The organism is Natrinema gelatinilyticum (genome assembly GCF_024266705.1).
Classification (GTDB): Archaea; Halobacteriota; Halobacteria; order Halobacteriales; family Natrialbaceae; genus Natrinema; species Natrinema gelatinilyticum.
This window is the reverse complement of sequence record NZ_CP100756.1, coordinates 525225-543342: the sequence shown is the minus strand read 5'-3', so window position 1 is coordinate 543342 and position 18118 is coordinate 525225. Positions and strand designations below refer to the sequence as shown.

The following is an 18118-nucleotide window of genomic DNA, read 5'->3' as shown; positions in this document are numbered from 1 at the left end:
CTGCACCGCAGGTGTCATCGGAGATAAGCGTTGTCAAGTCCCGCAAGGTATTTGATCGCTGGGTCGAGAACTGCTGCCAGTGACTGACCTCCTGTCCCTCTCCGGACTCCGAACGCAGTTCGACACCAACCGTGGTGCGGTGAAAGCCGTCGACGGCATCGACCTCACCATCGAGGAAGGCGAGACCGTCGGCCTCGTCGGCGAGTCCGGTTCCGGTAAGAGCGTGACCGCACTCTCAGCGATGGATCTCGTCGATGATCCCGGCGAGGTCGTGGACGGACGCGTGTCCCTGCGGCGCGCGGACCTGGCTGCGGAACTCGCGGACGAGTTCGACGACGCCGTCGTCCCGTACCCCTTCGAACTCGTGGACGCGATCCGATCGATCGTGGCGGACCTCCGCGCCGGCGACGGGGGCGACTCGGCCGCGTCGGAACTGCGCGGCATGGCCGCCGACCTCGCCGACCGCGACGATCCCGCAGGGCTCGCACCGTCTCTCCGGGACGTCGCCGATCGACTCGAGGACAATACGACGGAATTCGTGGTCGCGGACACGCTCGAGACCGCCGTCGACGATGCCGACGAGGGGTTCGTCTACATGGACGATGCAGCGCGCGAGCAGTTCGAGCGCGGTGCGAGCGCCGACGAGGTCGCGGTCGATGACGGCGTCGTCGACCTGACGGACGCGCCCAGGGAGGCGATGCGAAAGGTCCGCGGCGGCGAAATGGGAATGATCTTTCAGGACCCGATGACGTCCCTGAATCCCGCCGTGACCGTCGGCGAACAGGTCGCGGAGTCCCTGCGACTCCACCGGTACGGCAAACGGAAACGGGACACGTGGCTGAACGCCGTCCGGGAGATCCTCCCGAAGATCGGCGGGAACGAACACGACGAGGCAGTCGTGGCGGACGTCGTCGAGATCCTCACCGAGGTCGGGATTCCGGAGGCGACCACCCGCCTCGAGGAGTACCCTCACGAGTTCTCCGGCGGCATGCGCCAGCGCGTCCTCATCGCCATCGCGCTCGCGTGTCGACCGAGTCTCCTCATCGCCGACGAGCCGACGACCGCCCTCGACGTGACCATCCAGGCGCAGATACTCGAGCTCATCGACGACCTGCAAGAGGAGTTCGGAATGTCGGTGCTGATGATCACCCACGACCTCGGGGTGGTCGCGGAGACCTGCGACCGAGTCGCGGTGATGTACGCCGGCGAAATCGTCGAAGAGGGTCCCGTGGAGGAAATTTTCACCAACCCGAGCCACCCGTACACGTACACGCTCCTCGAGTCGATTCCGTCGGAAGAGAAGGACCGCCTGACCCCCATCGAGGGTAACGTTCCAGACCTCATCGACCTGCCCGACGGCTGCCACTTCGCGGACCGCTGTCCGTGGGCCCAGCCCGAGTGTCGCGAGGGTGAGATTTCGTTCCGCCAGCACGGCCCGGACGACGTCGACCACCGGTCGAAGTGCATCCTCGAGGACTTCGACGAAAGCGAATACGGTGACGAGGGAGTCGCGACCGTGACCGACCACGACGTCGGCGAACCACTGGTCGAACTCCGCGAGATGCGCAAGTACTACGCGCAGGCGGATGGGCTCCTCGACCGATTCGTCGGCGGGAAGCCTAGCGTGAAGGCCGTCGACGGTGTGAGCTTCGACGTTCACGAGGGCGAGACGCTCGGTCTGGTCGGCGAGTCTGGCTGCGGCAAGTCGACCGCGGGCCGCGCGATCCTCCACCTCAACCCGCCGACAGACGGAACGGTGGTGTTCGCTGGCGAGGACCTCGGCGACCTCTCGAAGTCGGAGCTCCGGGAGAAGCGAAAGGATATGCAGATGGTGTTCCAGGATCCGATGTCGAGCCTCGATCCGCGGATGACCGTCGGCCAGATCGTCATGGAGCCGCTGAAGATTCACGGGCTCGCGAAGGGGGGACGTCGACGGCGCGTCGTCGAACTCTTGGAGGAGGTTGGACTCGACGAGAGCCAGTACGATCGCTACCCGCACGAACTCTCCGGCGGGCAGCGCCAGCGCGTCGGTATCGCTCGCGCCCTCGCAGTGGACCCGGATTTCATCGTCGCCGACGAGCCGGTGTCGGCTCTCGACGTTTCCGTGCAGGCACAGATCATCAATCTCCTGGAGGACCTACAGGAGGAGTTCGGGTTGACGTACCTGTTCATCGCCCACGACCTCTCGGTCGTCCGGCACATCTCGGACCGCGTGGCGGTGATGTACCTCGGCGAAATCGTCGAGAGCGCGGAAACCGACGAACTGTTCGCGGAACCAAAGCATCCGTACACGAACGCGTTGCTGTCCGCGATCCCCGAGCCGGATCCGCTGGCGGACACCGACGACCGGACCATTCTGCAAGGCGACGTGCCGTCCCCAATCGACCCACCGTCTGGTTGTCACTTCCGGACGCGGTGTCCGTCGATCATCCCGCCCGACGATCTCGACATCGAGCAGGAGCGCTACCGCGAGGTCATGTTCTACCGACAGCGCGTGGCGTCCCGCGACATCGACCTCGAGGCAGCCAGGGAGGTGACCGCCGGCGAGACCCCAGCAGCACGCGCGGTCGCCGACGGGGGCAGTGATCTCTCCGCCGCGCTCGATGCGCAATTCTTCGACGGTCCGTTGACGGGTCGCGCCCGCGAGGCCGTCGACGAATCCTATCGCCACCTCGACGACGACGACTGGGAGGCTGCCGAGGCCGTCCTCGAGGAGGCGTTCGAGAGCGTCTGCGAGAGGAGGGATCCCGAACTCGGCGGCAGCGAACACCCGGCCGCCTGTCATCTCTTCACCGACGCCGAGTAGACAGGTGCGCTATCGGCGGGATCTGGAATCTGTTTTCGGTCACGCTGCCCAAACCCCGGGCAGATGGTGCGGAATTTTGATACCTTGACTAAGACACCGGATACAACTATGGCTTCGTCTAAATCGTTCTCGTTAATATTATGTATGCGGAGGCAAGGGATAGTGTTATGCCACATCACGCTTCCAGACGAAGCTTCCTGAAGGCTGCCGGTAGCACAACGGTCATCGCGACCGCAGCGAGTTCTCTCTCCGGGTGTCTCGGGGGTGGTGGCGACGGTGGCGCTGCGCTCCGGTACGGGCGCAGCTCGCACTCGGACACCCTCGACCCGCAGAATACGACCAGCGGCGAAGTCGCGAAGGTCACGAACCAGATCTACGACGGGCTCATTGGCTTCGAGCCCGGCGAGGCGGCGATCACGGAGAGCCTCGCGACCGATTGGACGATGGACGGCGAAAACGTCACGATCCAACTGCGCGAGGACGCGCAGTTCGACGACGGAACCGACTTCACTGCCGACGACTTCGTTGCGACCTACCGACGGTTCGTCGACGAGGAGTACGAGTACTATTTCGAGGAGGCCTCCGCGTACGGCCCATTCACGCTCGGGAGCTGGATCGACTCCGTCGAAGCCGACGGCGACTACACGCTGAACATCACGCTCACGCAGCAGTACGCGCCGTTCATGCGCAACCTCGCGATGTTCGCCGCCGTCGTCCTGCCGAAGGATGGCATCGAAGGTGACTTCGACTTCAACGCGGACGCCAACGGCACCGGCCCGTTCCAACTCGAGGAACTCGACAACTCGAACGGCCGCATCCTGCTCACCCCGAACGATAACTACTGGGGTGACGGGCCGAACGTGGACGAACTCCTGTTCATCGAGCGTGGGCAGAACTCCACGCGTACCCAGGCCCTCGTCGAGGGTGAACTCGAGATCATCGACAACCTCGGACCCGACAACATCGGGACGGTCGAGGACTCCGACGCCGCCGAGATCAAATCCGGGCAAGGCATCAACATTGGATACATGGTGTTCAACCAGTCCCGCGTTGAGGAGTTCCGTGATCCCCAGGTTCGACAGGCCATCAGTCACGCCATCGACACCGAATCGATCGTCAACGAGGTCTACTCCGGTATCGCCGAGCAGGCCGATCAGCCATGCCCGCCGGCGCTCTTCGGACACAACGACGACCTCAGTCCGTACTCGTACGATCCCGACCAGGCCCAGTCCCTGCTGGAGGAGGCCGGATACGGCGATGGTTTCGCCTTCGAGCTGACGACCTTCCAGAACGCACGCGGTTACAACCCGGCTCCACTCCCGACGGCGGAGACCATTCGGACGAACCTCGGAGAAATCGGCATCGACGTCACGATCGACGAGCGGCAGTTCTCGGACTACCTCACTTACACGTCCGAGGGCCGTCACGATGCGTCCCTGGCCGGTTGGTACACGGACAACGCCGACCCGGACAACTTCTATTACGTCCTGCTCCACCCGCAAGTCGAGTCCCCCAGCGGACAGGACTGGGTCGAGTGGAGTACGGAGGGCTACAACACGTCCAATCGTGGCGCGTGGGCGAACCAGGAGTACATGGATCTCATCGAAGAGGCCCAGCGAACGGCGGACGAGAACGAGCGCGCCGAACTCTACCACGAGGCGGCACAGATCGCCCGCGACGAGGCGCCCTGGGTCTACATCGACTACGCCGACGAGATCCGCGGTGTTCGCAATAATGTCAGTAATTACACAGTATCTGCCATCGGCGGCCCCCACCTCCACCTGGTCGAACTCGAGTAAAGCACCTCCGTGACGAGAGATTTTTAAGAATCTACGCACACATCCGAACGATGATATCAAAGCGGTTCGTCGTCAAACGACTGCTGTTGCTCGGTCCGGTGCTGTTCGGAGTGGCGACGGTAGTCTTCGCTATCCTCCACCTCTCGCCAGGGGACCCTGCAGTCGCCATCGCGGGTCAGCGCGCGAGTCAGGAATTCGTCGAACAGATCCGAACCGATCTCGGACTCAACGACCCTCTCTGGCAGCAGTACCTCCGATTCCTCGCTGACACCGCGACGCTCGAGTTCGGAGAGTCCTACCAGATCCGGCGCGGCGCCGACGTCAGTGCGATACTCGCCAACCGGCTCCCCATCACCATCGAACTCGCGATTCTCGGCGCGATCGCGGGGCTGCTGTTTGGGTTGCCGCTCGGAATCATCAGCGCTGTGAAGCAGGACACCCTGACCGATCACCTCTCCCGGGTTGGCGCACTCGCGGGTATCAGCATCCCGATCTACTGGAGCGGCCCACTCCTCATACTGTTGTTCGCACAGATCCTGGGGATTTTTCCGACGAGCGGTCGCATCGGGTCAACGCACTTCATCGACTCGAAAACCGGGTTCATCCTCGTCGACACACTGCTGGCCGGCGATATGGCGGCGTTTCAGTCCGCCGTCAGTCACCTGGCCATGCCCATCGCCGTCCTCGGCATCTACTCGATGGCCTTTATCTCTCGGATGATGCGGTCGTCGATGCTCGAGGTCGTTCGACAGGACTACATGCGAACGGCGCGCGCGAAGGGACAGGGCGCGAAGACGACGATCATGAAACACGGGCTCAGGAACGCGTTCATCCCCGTCATCACCATCATCGGAATCCAGTTTGGATCGATGCTCGGCGGTTCCGTGTTGACCGAGACCGTCTTCCAGATCAACGGTATCGGAACGTTGCTCGTCGAAGCCATCAACAAGAGCGACTATCCGGTGGTGCAGGCGACCGTCCTCGTGTTCGCGTTCATGTACACGGTCGTCAATCTCCTCGTCGACATCACCTACTCGATTCTCGACCCACGGATCGACCAATGAGCACGGAAACACAAACCCAATCGTCAGACATCGAGCGAAGCACCGTCGAGCGCATCCGCGCGAACCCGTTCCTCACGGAACTGCTGTCGAACCGCATCGCCGTCGTCGGCCTCGGCATCATCCTCGGAATGGTCGCCATCGCCGTCTACGCCCGACTCGCGTACGACCTCGGCGCCATCGTCAGCACCAGCTTCGGGTCGAACCCAACGCTAGCGCCGCCGAGCAGCCAGTTCTGGTTCGGTACCGACGGGCAGGCTCGCGATATCTTCCCGCGCGTACTGTACGGCGCGTGGTACGCGCTGAAGTTCGGAACCGTGACCGTCCTCGCGTCCACGGTACTCGGCATCACCGCCGGCATCGTCGCCGCGTACTACGGCGACCTCACGGACAACGTCGTCATGCGGACGATGGACGTACTCCTGTCGTTCCCGTCGCTGCTGCTCGCGCTCGCGCTCGTCACCATCTTCCCCCAGTCGCTGGGGCTGTGGAGCGCGGTCGCCGCCCTCACGCTCGTATACACGCCGCGGTTTGCTCGTGTCGTCCGCGGCGCCGCGCTGAAAGTCCTCGAGGACGAGTACATCGAGGCGACGCGTGCGCTCGGTGCGAACGACCTGCGACTGCTGGTTCGCCACGTCCTGCCGAACTGCCTAGCGCCGATCACCGTTCAGTCGACGCTGAACTACGGCCTGGCCATCATCGACATCGCGGCGCTGTCGTTCCTCGGGTTCGGCGCGAGCCCCGGCGATCCGTCGTGGGGGATGATGCTCTCCGAGGGCGTCGAGCGTGGCCTGTTCTCGGGCGCGTGGTGGTGGTCGTTCTTCCCCGGCCTCTTCCTCGCTCTCACGGTGCTCGGCTTCAACCTTCTCGGCGACGGGATGCGGGATGCCCTCGATCCCCGTATGCGAGATGCCGTCGACTGATTCCGATGACCGCGTCCCGAGGACCGCCCTCGGGCACATCCGTCGACTCGCAATCGCTGCCGCCCGCTGGGCGGCCGTCGGAGCCGCGCTCGGAGTGGCCGTCTCGCTGGGGCTACTGCTGGTCTGGACGCCACGGGCTGCGACTGACATGGCGTTTGCGCTCGGCGCGCTCGTCCTCGGGTTCGGCGTCACCGCGTGGTCGGCGGCGGTCGGCCTCGGACGAACCATCGAAGGGATGCGGGATCACCTCGACGTGAGTTCCGGCTGGACGGAGGCCGGGGCTCGCGAGGCGTTTTTCGTGCTATCGTGGACGGGCGCGGGCTGGGTCGTCGCCGCGACCGCCAGTTCGATTGCGCTCGGCGTCTGATACGGTCTGCTGTAACGTTTTACCGGTGCAACCGCAGAACGGTCGCGGTTGTACCGGCAATGACGTACAGTAGTCCGTATGAAACCCGACCACCGCAACCGAAATTCTCCACCGAATTCCTCTCTTCGGGTAGCGATCGAACTCGCGAATCGGTCGCGAGTTCCGCACTCATCCCCGAACCATCAGGTGTCGTACCGCTCAGACCGGCCGCAAGTGTTCACAGTCGCCCGCAGAAACCGTCACCCGCCCGTCGTCTGTCTCGACCTCGAGCGCGCCTGACTCAGTGATGTCGACCGCCTCCCCGACAATTTCGCCAGCCGGGCGATCGACCCTGACGCGCTGGCCAAGCGTCAGCGCCAGGTCGCGCCAGGCGGGGACCACGGCCTCAAGGTCGGTCCGATAGCGCTCGAATTCCTCGAGGAGCCGCTGGACGAAGCGTCGCCGATCGACGTCGCCTGCCTCCTCGCGGATACTGGTCGCCCCCTCCGGGAGGTCTGCGGCGTCTATGTTGGCGTTGACGCCGATACCAGGAACGACCCAATCGACTCGATCCGGCTGTCCTTCCATCTCCGTGAGGATTCCCGCGAGTTTCCGGTAGTCACCGTCGTCCCCGACCGGGACGACCACGTCGTTCGGCCACTTGATCCGGGCGTCGACGCCGGCCTCTCGAGCGACCGTCGCCGTCGCGACCGCCGCTGCGAGCGTGTACAGCGGCGCCTGTGCGGCTGTGATCGTCGGTCGAGTGAGGATGCTCACCCAGACCCCGCCGACCGGCGCGGTCCACTCGCGCTCGAGGCGGCCGCGCCCGCCGGTCTGCTCGTTCGCGATAACGGCCACGTTCGCCGCACCGTCTGCCGCCAGCGCTCGCGCTCGATTATTTGTGCTATTGACGACGTCGTGATACTCGATCGAAAACGGCGCCTCGAGTCCGAATTCGACCGCCAGAGCGTTGTACGCCGTGACGTCGGTGAGTTCGTAGCCGGTTGGACCGCTCTCGATCTCGAACTCCGCCTCGCGCAGCGCCTCGATGTGCTTCCAGACGGCCGCCCGCGAGATATCGAGGGTGGCGGCCAGCTCCGGGCCCGACGCCGGTCCGTCTGCCAACGCCTCGAGGATCGCCCGTCGCGTCTCGTTCATGGCCTCGAAAGGGGAGCGCTCGTACTTCAATCGACATGGTCCAATCGCCTACCGATGTGAGTACTCCCTCTCGACACTAGAGACGGTGATCAGCGATGATGTTCGTCCGTATTTCGCACGTCCCGTCGTCGACCTTGTGATCCGAGTGTCTCGGTAGAGGCCGTCAAACCGTGGGGGGCGAAACGCGGGAGAGAGGCGATTCGACCGAAGACCGGCATCAATCTCGCAGTTCGCGCAACTTCTCGCGGCCCGGCGCAATCAGCTCGTCGAGAGTGCTCGCGAGCGTCCCCTTCGCGTCGGCGGGGTGGAGTTCGCCCGACTCGAGGTCCGCGGCCAGCTCCTCGTACGCGTGGTAGGTCAGGTCGCCGCCGTACTTCTCGGGCCGTTCGACGACGACCTCGTCGAACCGCGGGAAGACGTGGTACTCGAAGAGTTCGAGGACGGGGTTCTCGAGGTCGCCCTCCGGATCGCGGGCCGGCGGGCAAAACGCCGAGTTGACCTTCTCTTCGATGTCCTCGGTGGCGTCCTCCATCGAGATGGTGACGCCCTCGCTCGAGGACATCTTCCCGTCGCCGCTGGTGAGGTCAGCGATGATGGGCGTGTGAAGGGCCGGCCGAACCTCGTACCCGAGTTCGGGGAGCTTTTCGCGGGCGAGCATGTGAACCTTGCGCTGGTCTAAGCCACCGACGGCCAGATCGAGATCGAGATACTCGATGTCCAGCGTCTGCATCAGCGGGTAGACAAGGTGGCTCACCTTGGCCGTCTCGCCGCCCTGAATCTCCGCCATCGCGCGCTGTGCACGATTCATCGTCGTCTCGACCTCGAGGGTGTGGAGGTCGAGTACGTAGTCCTCGTCGAGTTGGAACTCGGAGCCGTAGACGAACTCCGTGGTCGCTTCCTCGAGACCGTACGCGAGGAACTGGGCTTTCATTTGCTCTGCGGTGTCGCGAATCTCCTCGAAGGTCCCCTTCCCGTTGAGGTAGGCGTGGACGTCCGCCAGCAGAATCACGACCTCTAGTCCAGCGTCCTGGAGATCGATGAGTTTGTTCGCCGTCAGTAAATGGCCCAGATGGAGTACGCCGGAGGGCTCGTAGCCGACGTAGACCCGTTTCCCCGCGGGCTCTGCCGCGAGGTCACGGACCTCCTCGTCGGTAACGACCTCCTCGGCGTTTCGCATAATCAACTCGTAGGCGTCCATGTGTGGACTCAAACCGGAGGAGGAATTTATACCTCCTGAAAGGCGTTCGTCCCGGCTCGAGTTGGACGCGTCGAAAAACCGCTCGCGGACACGATATGGGTCGGTGCACAACGGGCGATGTACTCTCCATATCCGAGAGCGGCCAGTCGCTCGGCGGCTTGCTCGCTGACTGACCCGGCTGCGTTGATGGGGCCGTCCGTAATCGCTCGCCGAGAGCTGTTTTCGACGACGGCCCACGGGACCGTCGTGAGTCCCCGCGTTCGAATTCCTTCTGGATGGCCATAGACCCGGATTGGTATCGGCCACGCACGCTCACCGATACCATTGCCATGATCCGACGTGATTACGCAGCGGCCCTCGATGGTCGCAACGAGATCAGTCACGGCCGGCAGTGCGTGCGCTAGATTTTCCCCGTACGCCGTCCACACCGAGTCCAGATCGACGAGACCGTGTTGGAGCGCGTCCCACGGGGTGTGAATCGTTTTCCGACCCGAGCCGTCCGCGAATCCATCTGGATCCCACCCCTCGAACCTGAGGTCTGACCCGATAAAGGGGTAATGCGGTTGCATGAAGTGGACGACGATCCGCTTGTGCGGATACTCGCGATGGGCTCGCTCTGCGGCCACTGCGACATCACCCGGCAAGACGGTTCGTTCATCCTCGTCGAACGAATCCCGCCAGACCTCGATGAGGTCGTGAAATGAGTCGCCGGCTCGTTTCGAGATGAACGGATTTGCGGTTACACAGACGGTATCCCCGAATCGCCCCGTCGAAAAGGTCCGTTCGGCCCACTCCATCGTGGCACTGGCGTTACTCGTCACCCGACGGTACGAATCGAACGTCGAGACGTCGGCATACGCTTCGAACAGATCCGCTCGACACGCGTCGAGCACGATCAGCGTATCCCAGTCTTCGGCCATCACGTCGATCGCACCGTCGTAGGTGGGATAGATGTGCTCGTGGACGGGGGTGATGATCCGGTCGCGAATCCGCCCACGGCGCCACCTCGGGTCGTCGTAGTTCGATCGAAGTTCCCGATATGCGTTTCTCAGGGTTCTGCCGAACGGTGGCATCTGCCGATGCTATCCACTTCGTATCGGATAAAACGATCGGGGAATTCTCACGGAGGAACAGCCCGGTTGGGACGATGACACTCGTGACCAGTCGGACCGACGTCGAGGTGGCGGCGAATCCGACGCATTCGAGGTCACCGCCGCGATGGAGTCACCGATATCGAACGATACCACACGCGTGATTCCGGTCCGACGACGGACGACGGCTCGAGACAGGGCGACGGGCGTTCATAGGTCGCCCGACCGGATCCGATCCTCGGCGTCTTCGAGTGCGCGGTCCCGGTCGAAGTTCGCGACGATCGCCTCGAGTTCGGCCTCGTTGGTGTCGACCAGTTCTCGGGCATGCTCGGTCATGTTCGGCACTGCACGGATAATGTTGTCCACGATCGGGACGTCGGCCACCCGCGGCGAGCGCGACAGCGGGTTGAGGTCGATCACGATCTCGGTCTTGCCCATCTCGTCTAACGCTTCGGCGCGGTCGCCGTCCTCGAGCGGGACGAGCACCACGTCCGCCTCGTAGATTCCGTCGGCGTCGACCTTCGACCGTTCGTGGTCCAGATTCGGAATGTGGGCGTCGGCCTCGCGCCCCTTCACCTCGTCTGCGCCGTGCTCACGCAGGTGGTCGGCGATGGCCTCGATCCGCTCGGGAGTGCGATTGAAGAGATTCACCTCGAGGTCGGCACCCGTCGCCGCGGCGAGTTCGACCATCTCGCCGGGAACGAGCGCCGCGACGTTGCCATTGATCGAGAGGACGGGGTGATCCGCGAGAAGGAGATGGGCTGCGGCCGTTCGTTCGGCCTCGTCGGCACTGGGGATCGTCTCCTCGCCCAGCAGGTAATCGAATGCGCTGCCCCGACCTTCGGCGTGCATTCCCTGAAGGTGCGTGATTCCCTTCTCAACGCCTGCTTCGATACGGTGGCGGGTAAGCAGGTCCTGGTATCTAGGGTGATCCTCCGGAATTTCCTCCTCGTGCTCGACGTCGGCGGAGACGGTGTCGTAATCGCTCACGATCGGTCACTGGATTCGGTCGATAAAAAACGGCCCGATCGGTCGCCGAGCGGGTCTACCGGTCCGACGGATCGGCCCCCGCGTCCGGACGAACTCGATGGCGCTATATGATTCCCCGAGACCGTTCGCGTATACCTATTTGATCGTGTCTGGTAACAGACCACTTTGGACACGGAACGCGGGGGCCGAGACCCGACAAAGGATGATTCGCCGACGGAAAACAGCCAGCGCGAGGAACATCTCAAGCGCAGTCAGACGGTGTGGGATCGCTGGAGCGACCACTACGGGCTGAGCGAAAAAGACTTTGAACCGATTCGAGAGCGGGCTATCGATCGACTGGCCCTCGAACCGGGAGACCGCGTGCTCGAGATTGGCTGCGGTCCGGGCGTCAACTTCGAGCGAGTGCGCGGCGAAATCGGCGCGGACGGCGAACTCGTCGCCGTCGATTACAGTCCAGGGATGATCGCAAACGCACGTGAACGCTTCGAGGCTCACGGCTGGGAGAACGTTCGGGTGCGTCGGGCCGACGCGACGACGGTCACGTTCGACGAGCCGTTCGATGCGGCACTCGCGATGCTTTCGCTGTCCGTCATGCCCGACATCCGCCGTGCCACGGAGACCGTCCACCGGTCGCTCGTCCCTGGCGCACGGGTCGCAGTCGTCGACGTCCGGCCGGTTCCGAGCGGCCCCGCTCGAGTTCTGAATCCGCTCGTATGGCGGTTCTTTCGCTGGTACGCGAACTCGAACCCCGACGGCGACGTCACGGAATCGATCGCGGCCGTTTTCGACGACTTCGAGATTGTCGACACCGCCTTCGCTGGCACCGCATACGCGGCAATCTGTACGAAACGAGACGCAGACTGATCGGAACCGTTCTTCGGCCCAGCCTCGAGTACTCGTTCGACCGCGTTCGCTTCGACGCGACGGACGAGTTCCGCATTCCGTGAACGTGATCCAGCCCTCGGGGGCCTGTGCCGTCACGTCGTTCATCGCCTCGCGAGCAGCGTCTTGCGTCGGGTGGGTGTTCGGATCTTCAGCGACTGCAGAAGACGGTTTCAGCCGGCAACGGGCTCGACCCTCCGAGATTGGCTTTCTAACGAGCGAACGTGTCGTACCCGTGATAGAGTTTGTGGAGTGAGGCGCCCCCATCAGAAGTCGTCCCACGAACAGTATGTCGAACGAGCCGAAAATACGTTGCTGTCCGGTGGTTCGACTGCGACACTCATACACTAACTGATATACGACGGAGGACCGTCCCTATCGCAGCATGGCACCGGCCGGATGAGTCGTACAGACGGACGGGTCATAGCCGGCGTCGGATAGTCCCGTCCCGAGCGCGAACACGGTCTCTCCAAGCATGGCCATCGAGGCCTGGCCGTCGACGGCCGACACGTCGGCGATCGTCTCCGTGACGCGCTCGGTAAGCAGGTCCGCATCGCGTGCGAACAGCCGTGAGGCGTACATAAACGAAAGGAGGGTCGGCTCCTCGACGACCCTGGCGAGGGCCTCCTTTCCGGCCGTCGTCAGCTGGTCTGTGTCGTCAGAGAGGACGTCAGCCGTCGATAATCCACCGAACGAAACGTATTCCACGCGCGTCCGCTCCGGAATCGCGTCCAGGTAGTTGTTCTGTGGACCGCCGGGCTCGAGGCGGACCGGGATGCCGCCGTGTGCCTGCGCGACCACGTCGCCGAGTCCCGTTCCCGCCCGTACCTCGGCACCGTGGGCGATCGTTACGAGTTCGTTCATCGCGAGCGTGCGCTCGAACACCCGGTTCGCCGCGAGCGCCGTCCCGAGCGCCAACGCACCCGAGACGCCGAATCCGGCCCCCAGCGGTAACTCGGATTCAGCCTCGACGTGTGCGGTCGCGTCGAGCGTCTCGAGAACGGTCGTTACCGGATCGACGTCGATTTCCGTTCCGTCGAGCACGACGGTCGATTCGTCTCCTGTCGCTGGTTCGACCGTCAATTCGACACCATCCGTCAACGTCAGTCCCGCACCTCGGGAACCGGCTCTGGTCGGATCCTCGTCCGGGTGGGCGCTAAAAAAGCCGGTGATGTGGCCAGGTACGAACGCCGTCGCCTCCTCACGCATTACGCCTGCGCGTTTCGGCCGGAACGGTATAACGTTGAAGATTTCCGCGCCGTAATACGCGCGGCCCCAGTCTCTGGCGATTTCGCAAGACCCTCGCGCTGTTCGAGCCTTGCAGTCTTGCTGGCACTCAGGTCTGTCGCCTACGGCGATAGACGCTGACGGTCTCGCGGGAAGAGGACGGCTTCCCGGATGTTCTCGAGGTCGAGAAGCGTCATGACGAGTCGCTCGCCGCCGAGGCCGAAGCCAGCGTGGGGCGGCATACCGTACTTGAACATCTTCGTGTAGTATTCGAACTGGTCTGGATCGAGCCCCTGCTGTTCGAAGCCCTCGATGAGGTTTTCGTACCGGTGTTCGCGTTGCCCGCCGGAAACCAGTTCCATGCGGGGATGCATCAGGTCGAAGCCGGTCGAGAGGTCCGGATCGTCGTCGTGGTCCTTGATGTAGAACGGCTTGATCTCGCTCGGCCAGTCCGTGATGAAGTAGTGACCGCCGACGTCCTGCCCGAGGGCTTTTTCGCCTTCCGTCGGGAGGTCGTCGCCCCAGACCAGTTGCTCGTCGAGTTCGCCCGTGGCGTTGATGCGCTCGATCGCCTCCTCGTAGCTGAGACGCGGGAACGCCTCGTCCGGGACGTCGAACTCGTCTTCGAGACCCATCGCCTCGAGTTGGCGGCCGCAATTTTCCTCGACCGCTTCGTAGGCGGCTGTCACGACACCCTCGACGACGTCCATGGCATCGTTCTGGTCGCAGAACGCACCCTCGAAGTCGATCGAGGTCGCCTCGTTCAGGTGCCGCGGCGTGTTGTGCTCCTCCGCGCGGAAGATTGGTCCGATCTCGAAGACGCGTTCGATGCTCGAGCCCGCGATGAGCTGCTTGAACAGCTGCGGGGACTGGTTCATGAACGCTTCTTCGCCGAAGTAGGTGATCGGGAAGAGTTCCGTGCCGCCTTCGGTCCCGGTGGCGACGATCTTCGGCGTGTTGATCTCCGTACAGTCGAACTCCCGGAACCGCTCGCGGACTGCGCGCAGGATCTCCGCGCGGACCTCGAAGACTGCTTGGACGTCGTCCTTGCGCAGATCGAGTGTGCGGTTGTCCAGACGCGTCGAGAGGTCGGCGTCGACCTTTCCAGACGGGTCGAGTGGCAGTTCGGGATCGGCGGGCGCGACGACCTCGACCGACTCCGGCGTGATTTCGACGCCCGTCGGCGCGCGCGGTTCCTCTTCGACTGAACCGGAAACTGTCACGACGCTTTCGCGGGATACGTCGAGGCCCGTCTCGACTAGCTCGTCATCCATCTCGTCTTTCTCGAATTTGATCTGGATCTTGCCGGTGGTATCCCGGAGAATCAGGAACGCGATGCCCCCGAGGTCGCGGATCTCGTGGACCCAGCCGGCGACGGTGACCTGATCGCCCGGCTCGGCGTCGGCAGTGTAGGTTCTGTCCTGCATACCTCCCGGTTATCGTAGCCGGGACTTAAGCGCAGTCGTTCCGACTCGAGAGTTCGCCGACGGTTCGTTCAGTACGGCGTCACCGAGGCGTTCGTCCGCCTGAACTCGCTGACGTTTCTGGTGACCACCGGTTTATTCACCTCGATGGCTGTCGCCGCGATCATAACGTCGATCGCACCGATCTGTCGGCCCCGGTCTCTGAGTTCCCGCTGTTATTCCATCGCTCGACGGGACTCCGCAAGGCCATACGGAAAGACATCTACTTGCTGAGCAATCGACTTGAATCGGTCTTGGTCGGTGGCTGATAGGCCGAATCCGACCTCCGAAACGGTGAGCGTCGAAACTGACGCACTTCGCCAGTCGAATTCATCCGGTTTCGAAATTGCGGCCGCTGCTTCGTCGTCATCGAGGAGACCGATCAGTTCACGAAGCGGATTCGTGTCATCGTCGGCGAGCAGTCGATCGATGGCGTCGCTGAAGCTCTCACCGTCTCGTTTCTCCCTATCGAGACGGCGGTAGGTTTCATCTTTCAGGCTAACCGTCTTGCTTCCTATCTGTGCATCTATTGTTTCTCTTTTGTGCGTATGCATATTTCGCTGCTACCCCTCTACCGACCATACCGTATTTGAGTTTCGACGACAGCCGTTCGATATGGACGAACTTGAGCGACTCGCGACCGAGGTACAGCGCGCGGAGACGGTCGTCGCGTTCACCGGCGCGGGCATCTCGGCACCCTCCGGCGTGCCTACCTTTCGCGGCGACGACGGCGTCTGGGAGAACTTCGACGAAGGGCAATTCGCCTACGGTCGGTTCCAGCGCGACCCCGAGGGATTCTGGGTGGATCGCGTCGAGTTACAGCGCGAGATGTTCGGCGAGGAGTACCGACCCAACGCGGCCCACGAGGCGCTGGCCTCGATGGGGCGAAACGGCAATCTCGAGGCCATCCTCACGCAGAACACGGACGGGTTACACGCCGAGGCCGCGGCGTCGGGTCGCGACGGATCGGAGACGGAGGGGGACGGGATAGACACAGACACCGCAGACGGACAGGAGGCGACCATCCTCGAGATTCACGGTAACGCCCAACGGGTACGCTGTATCGAGTGTGGGACCCGCAGAGACTTCGATCCGATCTTCGAGCGCGTTGTCGGGGGCGAACGCCCGCCGATGTGCGAGTGTGGCGGCGTGCTCAAACCCGACGTCGTCCTCTTCGGGGAGCAACTACCGGGAGCAGTCTTCCAGCGCGCCCGCTCGCTCGCCCGCGAGAGCGACGTCTTCCTCGCGATTGGCTCCTCGCTCGTCGTCGAACCTGCCGCCTCGCTACCGCGACTCGCCGCGACCTCGGGGGCGACAGTCGGACTCGTCAATCTCGAGTCGACCCCGTGTGACGATACCGCCGACGTGGTCATCCACGATGACGTGACGACCGTTCTCCCGCGGCTCCGAGACCGCCTCGAGCGGCTGAGCGAGTGAACGGGACCGCGCCCCCCGGTCGGACGGCTCTCTCGAGTAACCGGGTTTGGATCACCTGTGACTGACCGCGACGCAATCGTTCGTTGACGACCTGTGTCGAGTTTCGAGCCGTTCGGCGATGCCGTCTCCCGTTTCGCGGGGAACCTCGAAGAATCCGTATTCGTACGCCAGAGTGAGTGTCTCTCACTGGACGTCCATCAACGAGACCCCGCGGCCCCGTCTGGAACCTCCTTCGTCGCCTTGAGGATCAGTTCGAATACGAGCGCCGGCGACGACGCCTCGGACGCTGCGAGGAGCCTCGTGCATGGTGGCGTAGCAAGAAGAGATAGAACAGTTCCGGGTGCTGGACCGGAACGACCGATTGGGATCTAGGCGTCGTTTGCCGCGTCGACGGTTTCTCGAACCGCTTGGATTCCCTCGTCATGTGCGAGATCGCCGACGACGATGACGTCTGCGTACTGGGCCATCGAATACGCGGAATCGTAGTCGTGGATGCCACCGCCGTAGAATACCGTCGCTTCGTCGGTCGCGTTTGCAGCCGCCTCGACGACTCCCTCGTCGCCGAGCATACCGGAGTACTCGACGTAGACGATTTCCTGTCCGAACATCCGCTCGGCGACCGTCGCGTAGGCAGCGACGTCGTCGGCGCCGAGGTCGCAGTTCGCTTCCGTCAACGTCGCCACGTCAGCCTCGGGATTCAACACGATGTACGCCTCGGTCGTCGTTCGCTCCCAGTCGAGGTCGCCCTCGAGTCGGATCCACTCCTTGTGTGCTTCGGTGATCCAGAACGGCGAACCGGCGTTTAACACGGTTGGGACGAGGTAGCCGTCTATTACGTCGTCGTCGAGGACGACGTCCGGACTCGAGGGCTCTAGATAGAGCGCGACGTCGTGTTCGGCACAGGCGTCGATAACGGCTCTCATGTTTTCCCGGGTGATGCCCATGGTGCCGCCGACTTCGATCGCGTCAGTACCTGTCGAACAGAGGTCGCCGTAGGTCACATCCTCGGGTAACTCCTTGTCGGGGTCGATCTTGAGAATGTGATTCCAGTCCTCCCAGGGGGTAGTCATACCGCGTCGTTTCCCGACAACCAGCAAAAGCGCTACGGAACAGCCCCGTCTCTGATCGCTCACGATCGCTCACCGTAACTGAGTGGGCTCGAGGACCGTTCGGATTGGTGTTCACGGCAACGACGGTTCGCGATCGGACCGATTCGATCGGCCGCCGTGACCGAGGATCGGCGCCCAACGCAACCGGTGCGCGGAGCGGCTGGTTCCTAACGGGACCAGCGCGCTGTGAGTCTGTCGTGCGGACTGGTGATCAGAGTTGTTCGGCGCTAACAGCCTTGAGCGAACTGTCGTTTTCGACTTCCCAGATCCGCAGGACGAGGTGGGCCTTGCAGTAGTACTCCGCGGTCTCGAGCCCGGTGTTGCCGTTCTCGAGGACGAGCTGGCACGTGGCCCCGTTCGAACACTCTGGTGAATGTTCACACATTGGTGCTCGTTTCCTCTACTCGGCTCGCAGTCAAGGCTTTGTCGGTGGACAGGTTCGGCCGACGCGGGCGACAGCCAGCCCTGCTATCGATTAGCTAAAAGAGGGGGCGCTAAGCCCCCGTCCTCAAGGAGCGAACGGCGTTAGCCGCGAGCGAGTAGGGCGGGGATACAGCGTCCGCACGAGTGTCGAATTACTCTAGCCAGAACAGTTAACTAAACACAACCACTAGTAGAGAATAAGTCG

At 63.2% G+C, this 18118-nt stretch carries 16 protein-coding genes; 7 read left to right on the top strand and 9 right to left on the bottom strand.

All coding sequences use genetic code 11. From position 1 onward, the window contains the following. The first annotated feature begins 79 nt into the window (after positions 1-79). The 5 genes from NJU76_RS26685 (at position 80) to NJU76_RS02515 (ending at position 6956) form a co-directional block, all read left to right on the top strand. The gene (locus NJU76_RS26685; RefSeq protein WP_278002476.1) at positions 80-2806 is read left to right on the top strand and encodes an ABC transporter ATP-binding protein; all 2727 of its coding nucleotides are present in this window, start codon (positions 80-82) and stop codon (positions 2804-2806) included. A gap of 167 nt (positions 2807-2973) precedes the next feature. Beyond that, positions 2974-4605: an ABC transporter substrate-binding protein gene (locus NJU76_RS02530; protein ID WP_254531240.1), complete on the top strand. Its 1632-nt coding sequence runs from the start codon at positions 2974-2976 to the stop codon at positions 4603-4605. A 50-nt stretch (positions 4606-4655) separates the two neighbouring features. Beyond that, on the top strand, positions 4656-5669 hold the full coding sequence (locus NJU76_RS02525; protein WP_254531239.1) for an ABC transporter permease: 1014 nt from the start codon (positions 4656-4658) through the stop codon (positions 5667-5669). Continuing rightward, positions 5666-6589 carry an ABC transporter permease gene (locus NJU76_RS02520; RefSeq protein WP_254531238.1) on the top strand — a complete coding sequence of 308 codons (924 nt, stop codon included), beginning with the start codon at positions 5666-5668 and terminating at the stop codon, positions 6587-6589. The genes NJU76_RS02525 and NJU76_RS02520 overlap by 4 nt, the downstream gene beginning before the upstream one ends. Further along, the gene (locus tag NJU76_RS02515; protein WP_254531237.1) at positions 6576-6956 is read left to right on the top strand and encodes a DUF7268 family protein; all 381 of its coding nucleotides are present in this window, start codon (positions 6576-6578) and stop codon (positions 6954-6956) included. The genes NJU76_RS02520 and NJU76_RS02515 overlap by 14 nt, the downstream gene beginning before the upstream one ends. 198 nt (positions 6957-7154) lie before the next feature. Here the strand turns inward: NJU76_RS02515 and NJU76_RS02510 are convergent, their stop codons facing one another. From NJU76_RS02510 to NJU76_RS02495, 4 genes are all read right to left on the bottom strand, one after another. Further along, complete coding sequence (locus NJU76_RS02510; RefSeq protein WP_254531236.1) at positions 7155-8093, bottom strand: biotin--[acetyl-CoA-carboxylase] ligase; 939 nt, start codon at positions 8091-8093, stop codon at positions 7155-7157. Positions 8094-8310: 217 nt separating this feature from the next. Beyond that, positions 8311-9291 (bottom strand): tyrosine--tRNA ligase, encoded by a 981-nt coding sequence (locus NJU76_RS02505; protein ID WP_254532543.1) that lies wholly within the window; start codon positions 9289-9291, stop codon positions 8311-8313. Between the two features lie 26 nt (positions 9292-9317). Further along, on the bottom strand, positions 9318-10364 hold the full coding sequence (locus tag NJU76_RS02500) for a hypothetical protein (protein ID WP_254531235.1): 1047 nt from the start codon (positions 10362-10364) through the stop codon (positions 9318-9320). Between the two features lie 228 nt (positions 10365-10592). Further along, on the bottom strand, positions 10593-11372 hold the full coding sequence (locus tag NJU76_RS02495) for a 4-phosphopantoate--beta-alanine ligase (RefSeq protein WP_254531234.1): 780 nt from the start codon (positions 11370-11372) through the stop codon (positions 10593-10595). A gap of 165 nt (positions 11373-11537) precedes the next feature. Between NJU76_RS02495 and NJU76_RS02490 the strand changes: the two genes are divergently transcribed. Next, complete coding sequence (locus NJU76_RS02490; protein WP_254531233.1) at positions 11538-12236, top strand: class I SAM-dependent methyltransferase; 699 nt, start codon at positions 11538-11540, stop codon at positions 12234-12236. A 393-nt stretch (positions 12237-12629) separates the two neighbouring features. Here NJU76_RS02490 and NJU76_RS02485 read toward each other — a convergent pair whose 3' ends face one another. The 3 genes from NJU76_RS02485 to NJU76_RS02475 all read right to left on the bottom strand — a co-directional run bounded on the left by NJU76_RS02485 (position 12630) and on the right by NJU76_RS02475 (position 15498). Then, positions 12630-13463, bottom strand: coding sequence for a pantoate kinase (locus tag NJU76_RS02485; RefSeq protein ID WP_254531232.1), 834 nt, complete (start codon positions 13461-13463; stop codon positions 12630-12632). Positions 13464-13603: 140 nt separating this feature from the next. Then, positions 13604-14908, bottom strand: coding sequence for an aspartate--tRNA(Asn) ligase (gene aspS, locus NJU76_RS02480; RefSeq protein ID WP_254531231.1), 1305 nt, complete (start codon positions 14906-14908; stop codon positions 13604-13606). 212 nt (positions 14909-15120) lie between these two features. Next, the gene (locus NJU76_RS02475; protein WP_254531230.1) at positions 15121-15498 is read right to left on the bottom strand and encodes an antitoxin VapB family protein; all 378 of its coding nucleotides are present in this window, start codon (positions 15496-15498) and stop codon (positions 15121-15123) included. Between the two features lie 61 nt (positions 15499-15559). On the opposite strand from NJU76_RS02475, the gene NJU76_RS02470 reads away from it, so the two are divergent. Further along, positions 15560-16381 (top strand): SIR2 family NAD-dependent protein deacylase, encoded by an 822-nt coding sequence (locus NJU76_RS02470; RefSeq protein ID WP_254531229.1) that lies wholly within the window; start codon positions 15560-15562, stop codon positions 16379-16381. Positions 16382-16749: 368 nt separating this feature from the next. Here NJU76_RS02470 and NJU76_RS02465 read toward each other — a convergent pair whose 3' ends face one another. Both NJU76_RS02465 and NJU76_RS02460 read right to left on the bottom strand, forming a co-directional pair. Then, positions 16750-17451, bottom strand: a complete 702-nt coding sequence (locus tag NJU76_RS02465; protein ID WP_254531228.1) for a phosphoglycerol geranylgeranyltransferase — start codon at positions 17449-17451, stop codon at positions 16750-16752. Between the two features lie 250 nt (positions 17452-17701). Further along, entirely contained in the window at positions 17702-17875 is a 174-nt protein-coding gene (locus tag NJU76_RS02460; protein WP_254531227.1) for a hypothetical protein, read from the bottom strand. Between the last annotated feature and the right edge of the window lie 243 nt (positions 17876-18118).

Coding starts and splice junctions, on each gene's coding strand:
- NJU76_RS02530 (WP_254531240.1), top strand. CDS start 2,974: ATGCCACATCACGCTTCCAGACGAAGCTTCCTGAAGGCTGCCGGTAGC.
- NJU76_RS02525 (WP_254531239.1), top strand. CDS start 4,656: ATGATATCAAAGCGGTTCGTCGTCAAACGACTGCTGTTGCTCGGTCCG.
- NJU76_RS02520 (WP_254531238.1), top strand. CDS start 5,666: ATGAGCACGGAAACACAAACCCAATCGTCAGACATCGAGCGAAGCACC.
- NJU76_RS02515 (WP_254531237.1), top strand. CDS start 6,576: ATGCCGTCGACTGATTCCGATGACCGCGTCCCGAGGACCGCCCTCGGG.
- NJU76_RS02510 (WP_254531236.1), bottom strand. CDS start 8,093: ATGAACGAGACGCGACGGGCGATCCTCGAGGCGTTGGCAGACGGACCG.
- NJU76_RS02505 (WP_254532543.1), bottom strand. CDS start 9,291: ATGGACGCCTACGAGTTGATTATGCGAAACGCCGAGGAGGTCGTTACC.
- NJU76_RS02500 (WP_254531235.1), bottom strand. CDS start 10,364: ATGCCACCGTTCGGCAGAACCCTGAGAAACGCATATCGGGAACTTCGA.
- NJU76_RS02485 (WP_254531232.1), bottom strand. CDS start 13,463: ATGCGTGAGGAGGCGACGGCGTTCGTACCTGGCCACATCACCGGCTTT.
- aspS (WP_254531231.1), bottom strand. CDS start 14,908: ATGCAGGACAGAACCTACACTGCCGACGCCGAGCCGGGCGATCAGGTC.
- NJU76_RS02475 (WP_254531230.1), bottom strand. CDS start 15,498: ATGCATACGCACAAAAGAGAAACAATAGATGCACAGATAGGAAGCAAG.
- NJU76_RS02470 (WP_254531229.1), top strand. CDS start 15,560: ATGGACGAACTTGAGCGACTCGCGACCGAGGTACAGCGCGCGGAGACG.
- NJU76_RS02465 (WP_254531228.1), bottom strand. CDS start 17,451: ATGACTACCCCCTGGGAGGACTGGAATCACATTCTCAAGATCGACCCC.
- NJU76_RS02460 (WP_254531227.1), bottom strand. CDS start 17,875: ATGTGTGAACATTCACCAGAGTGTTCGAACGGGGCCACGTGCCAGCTC.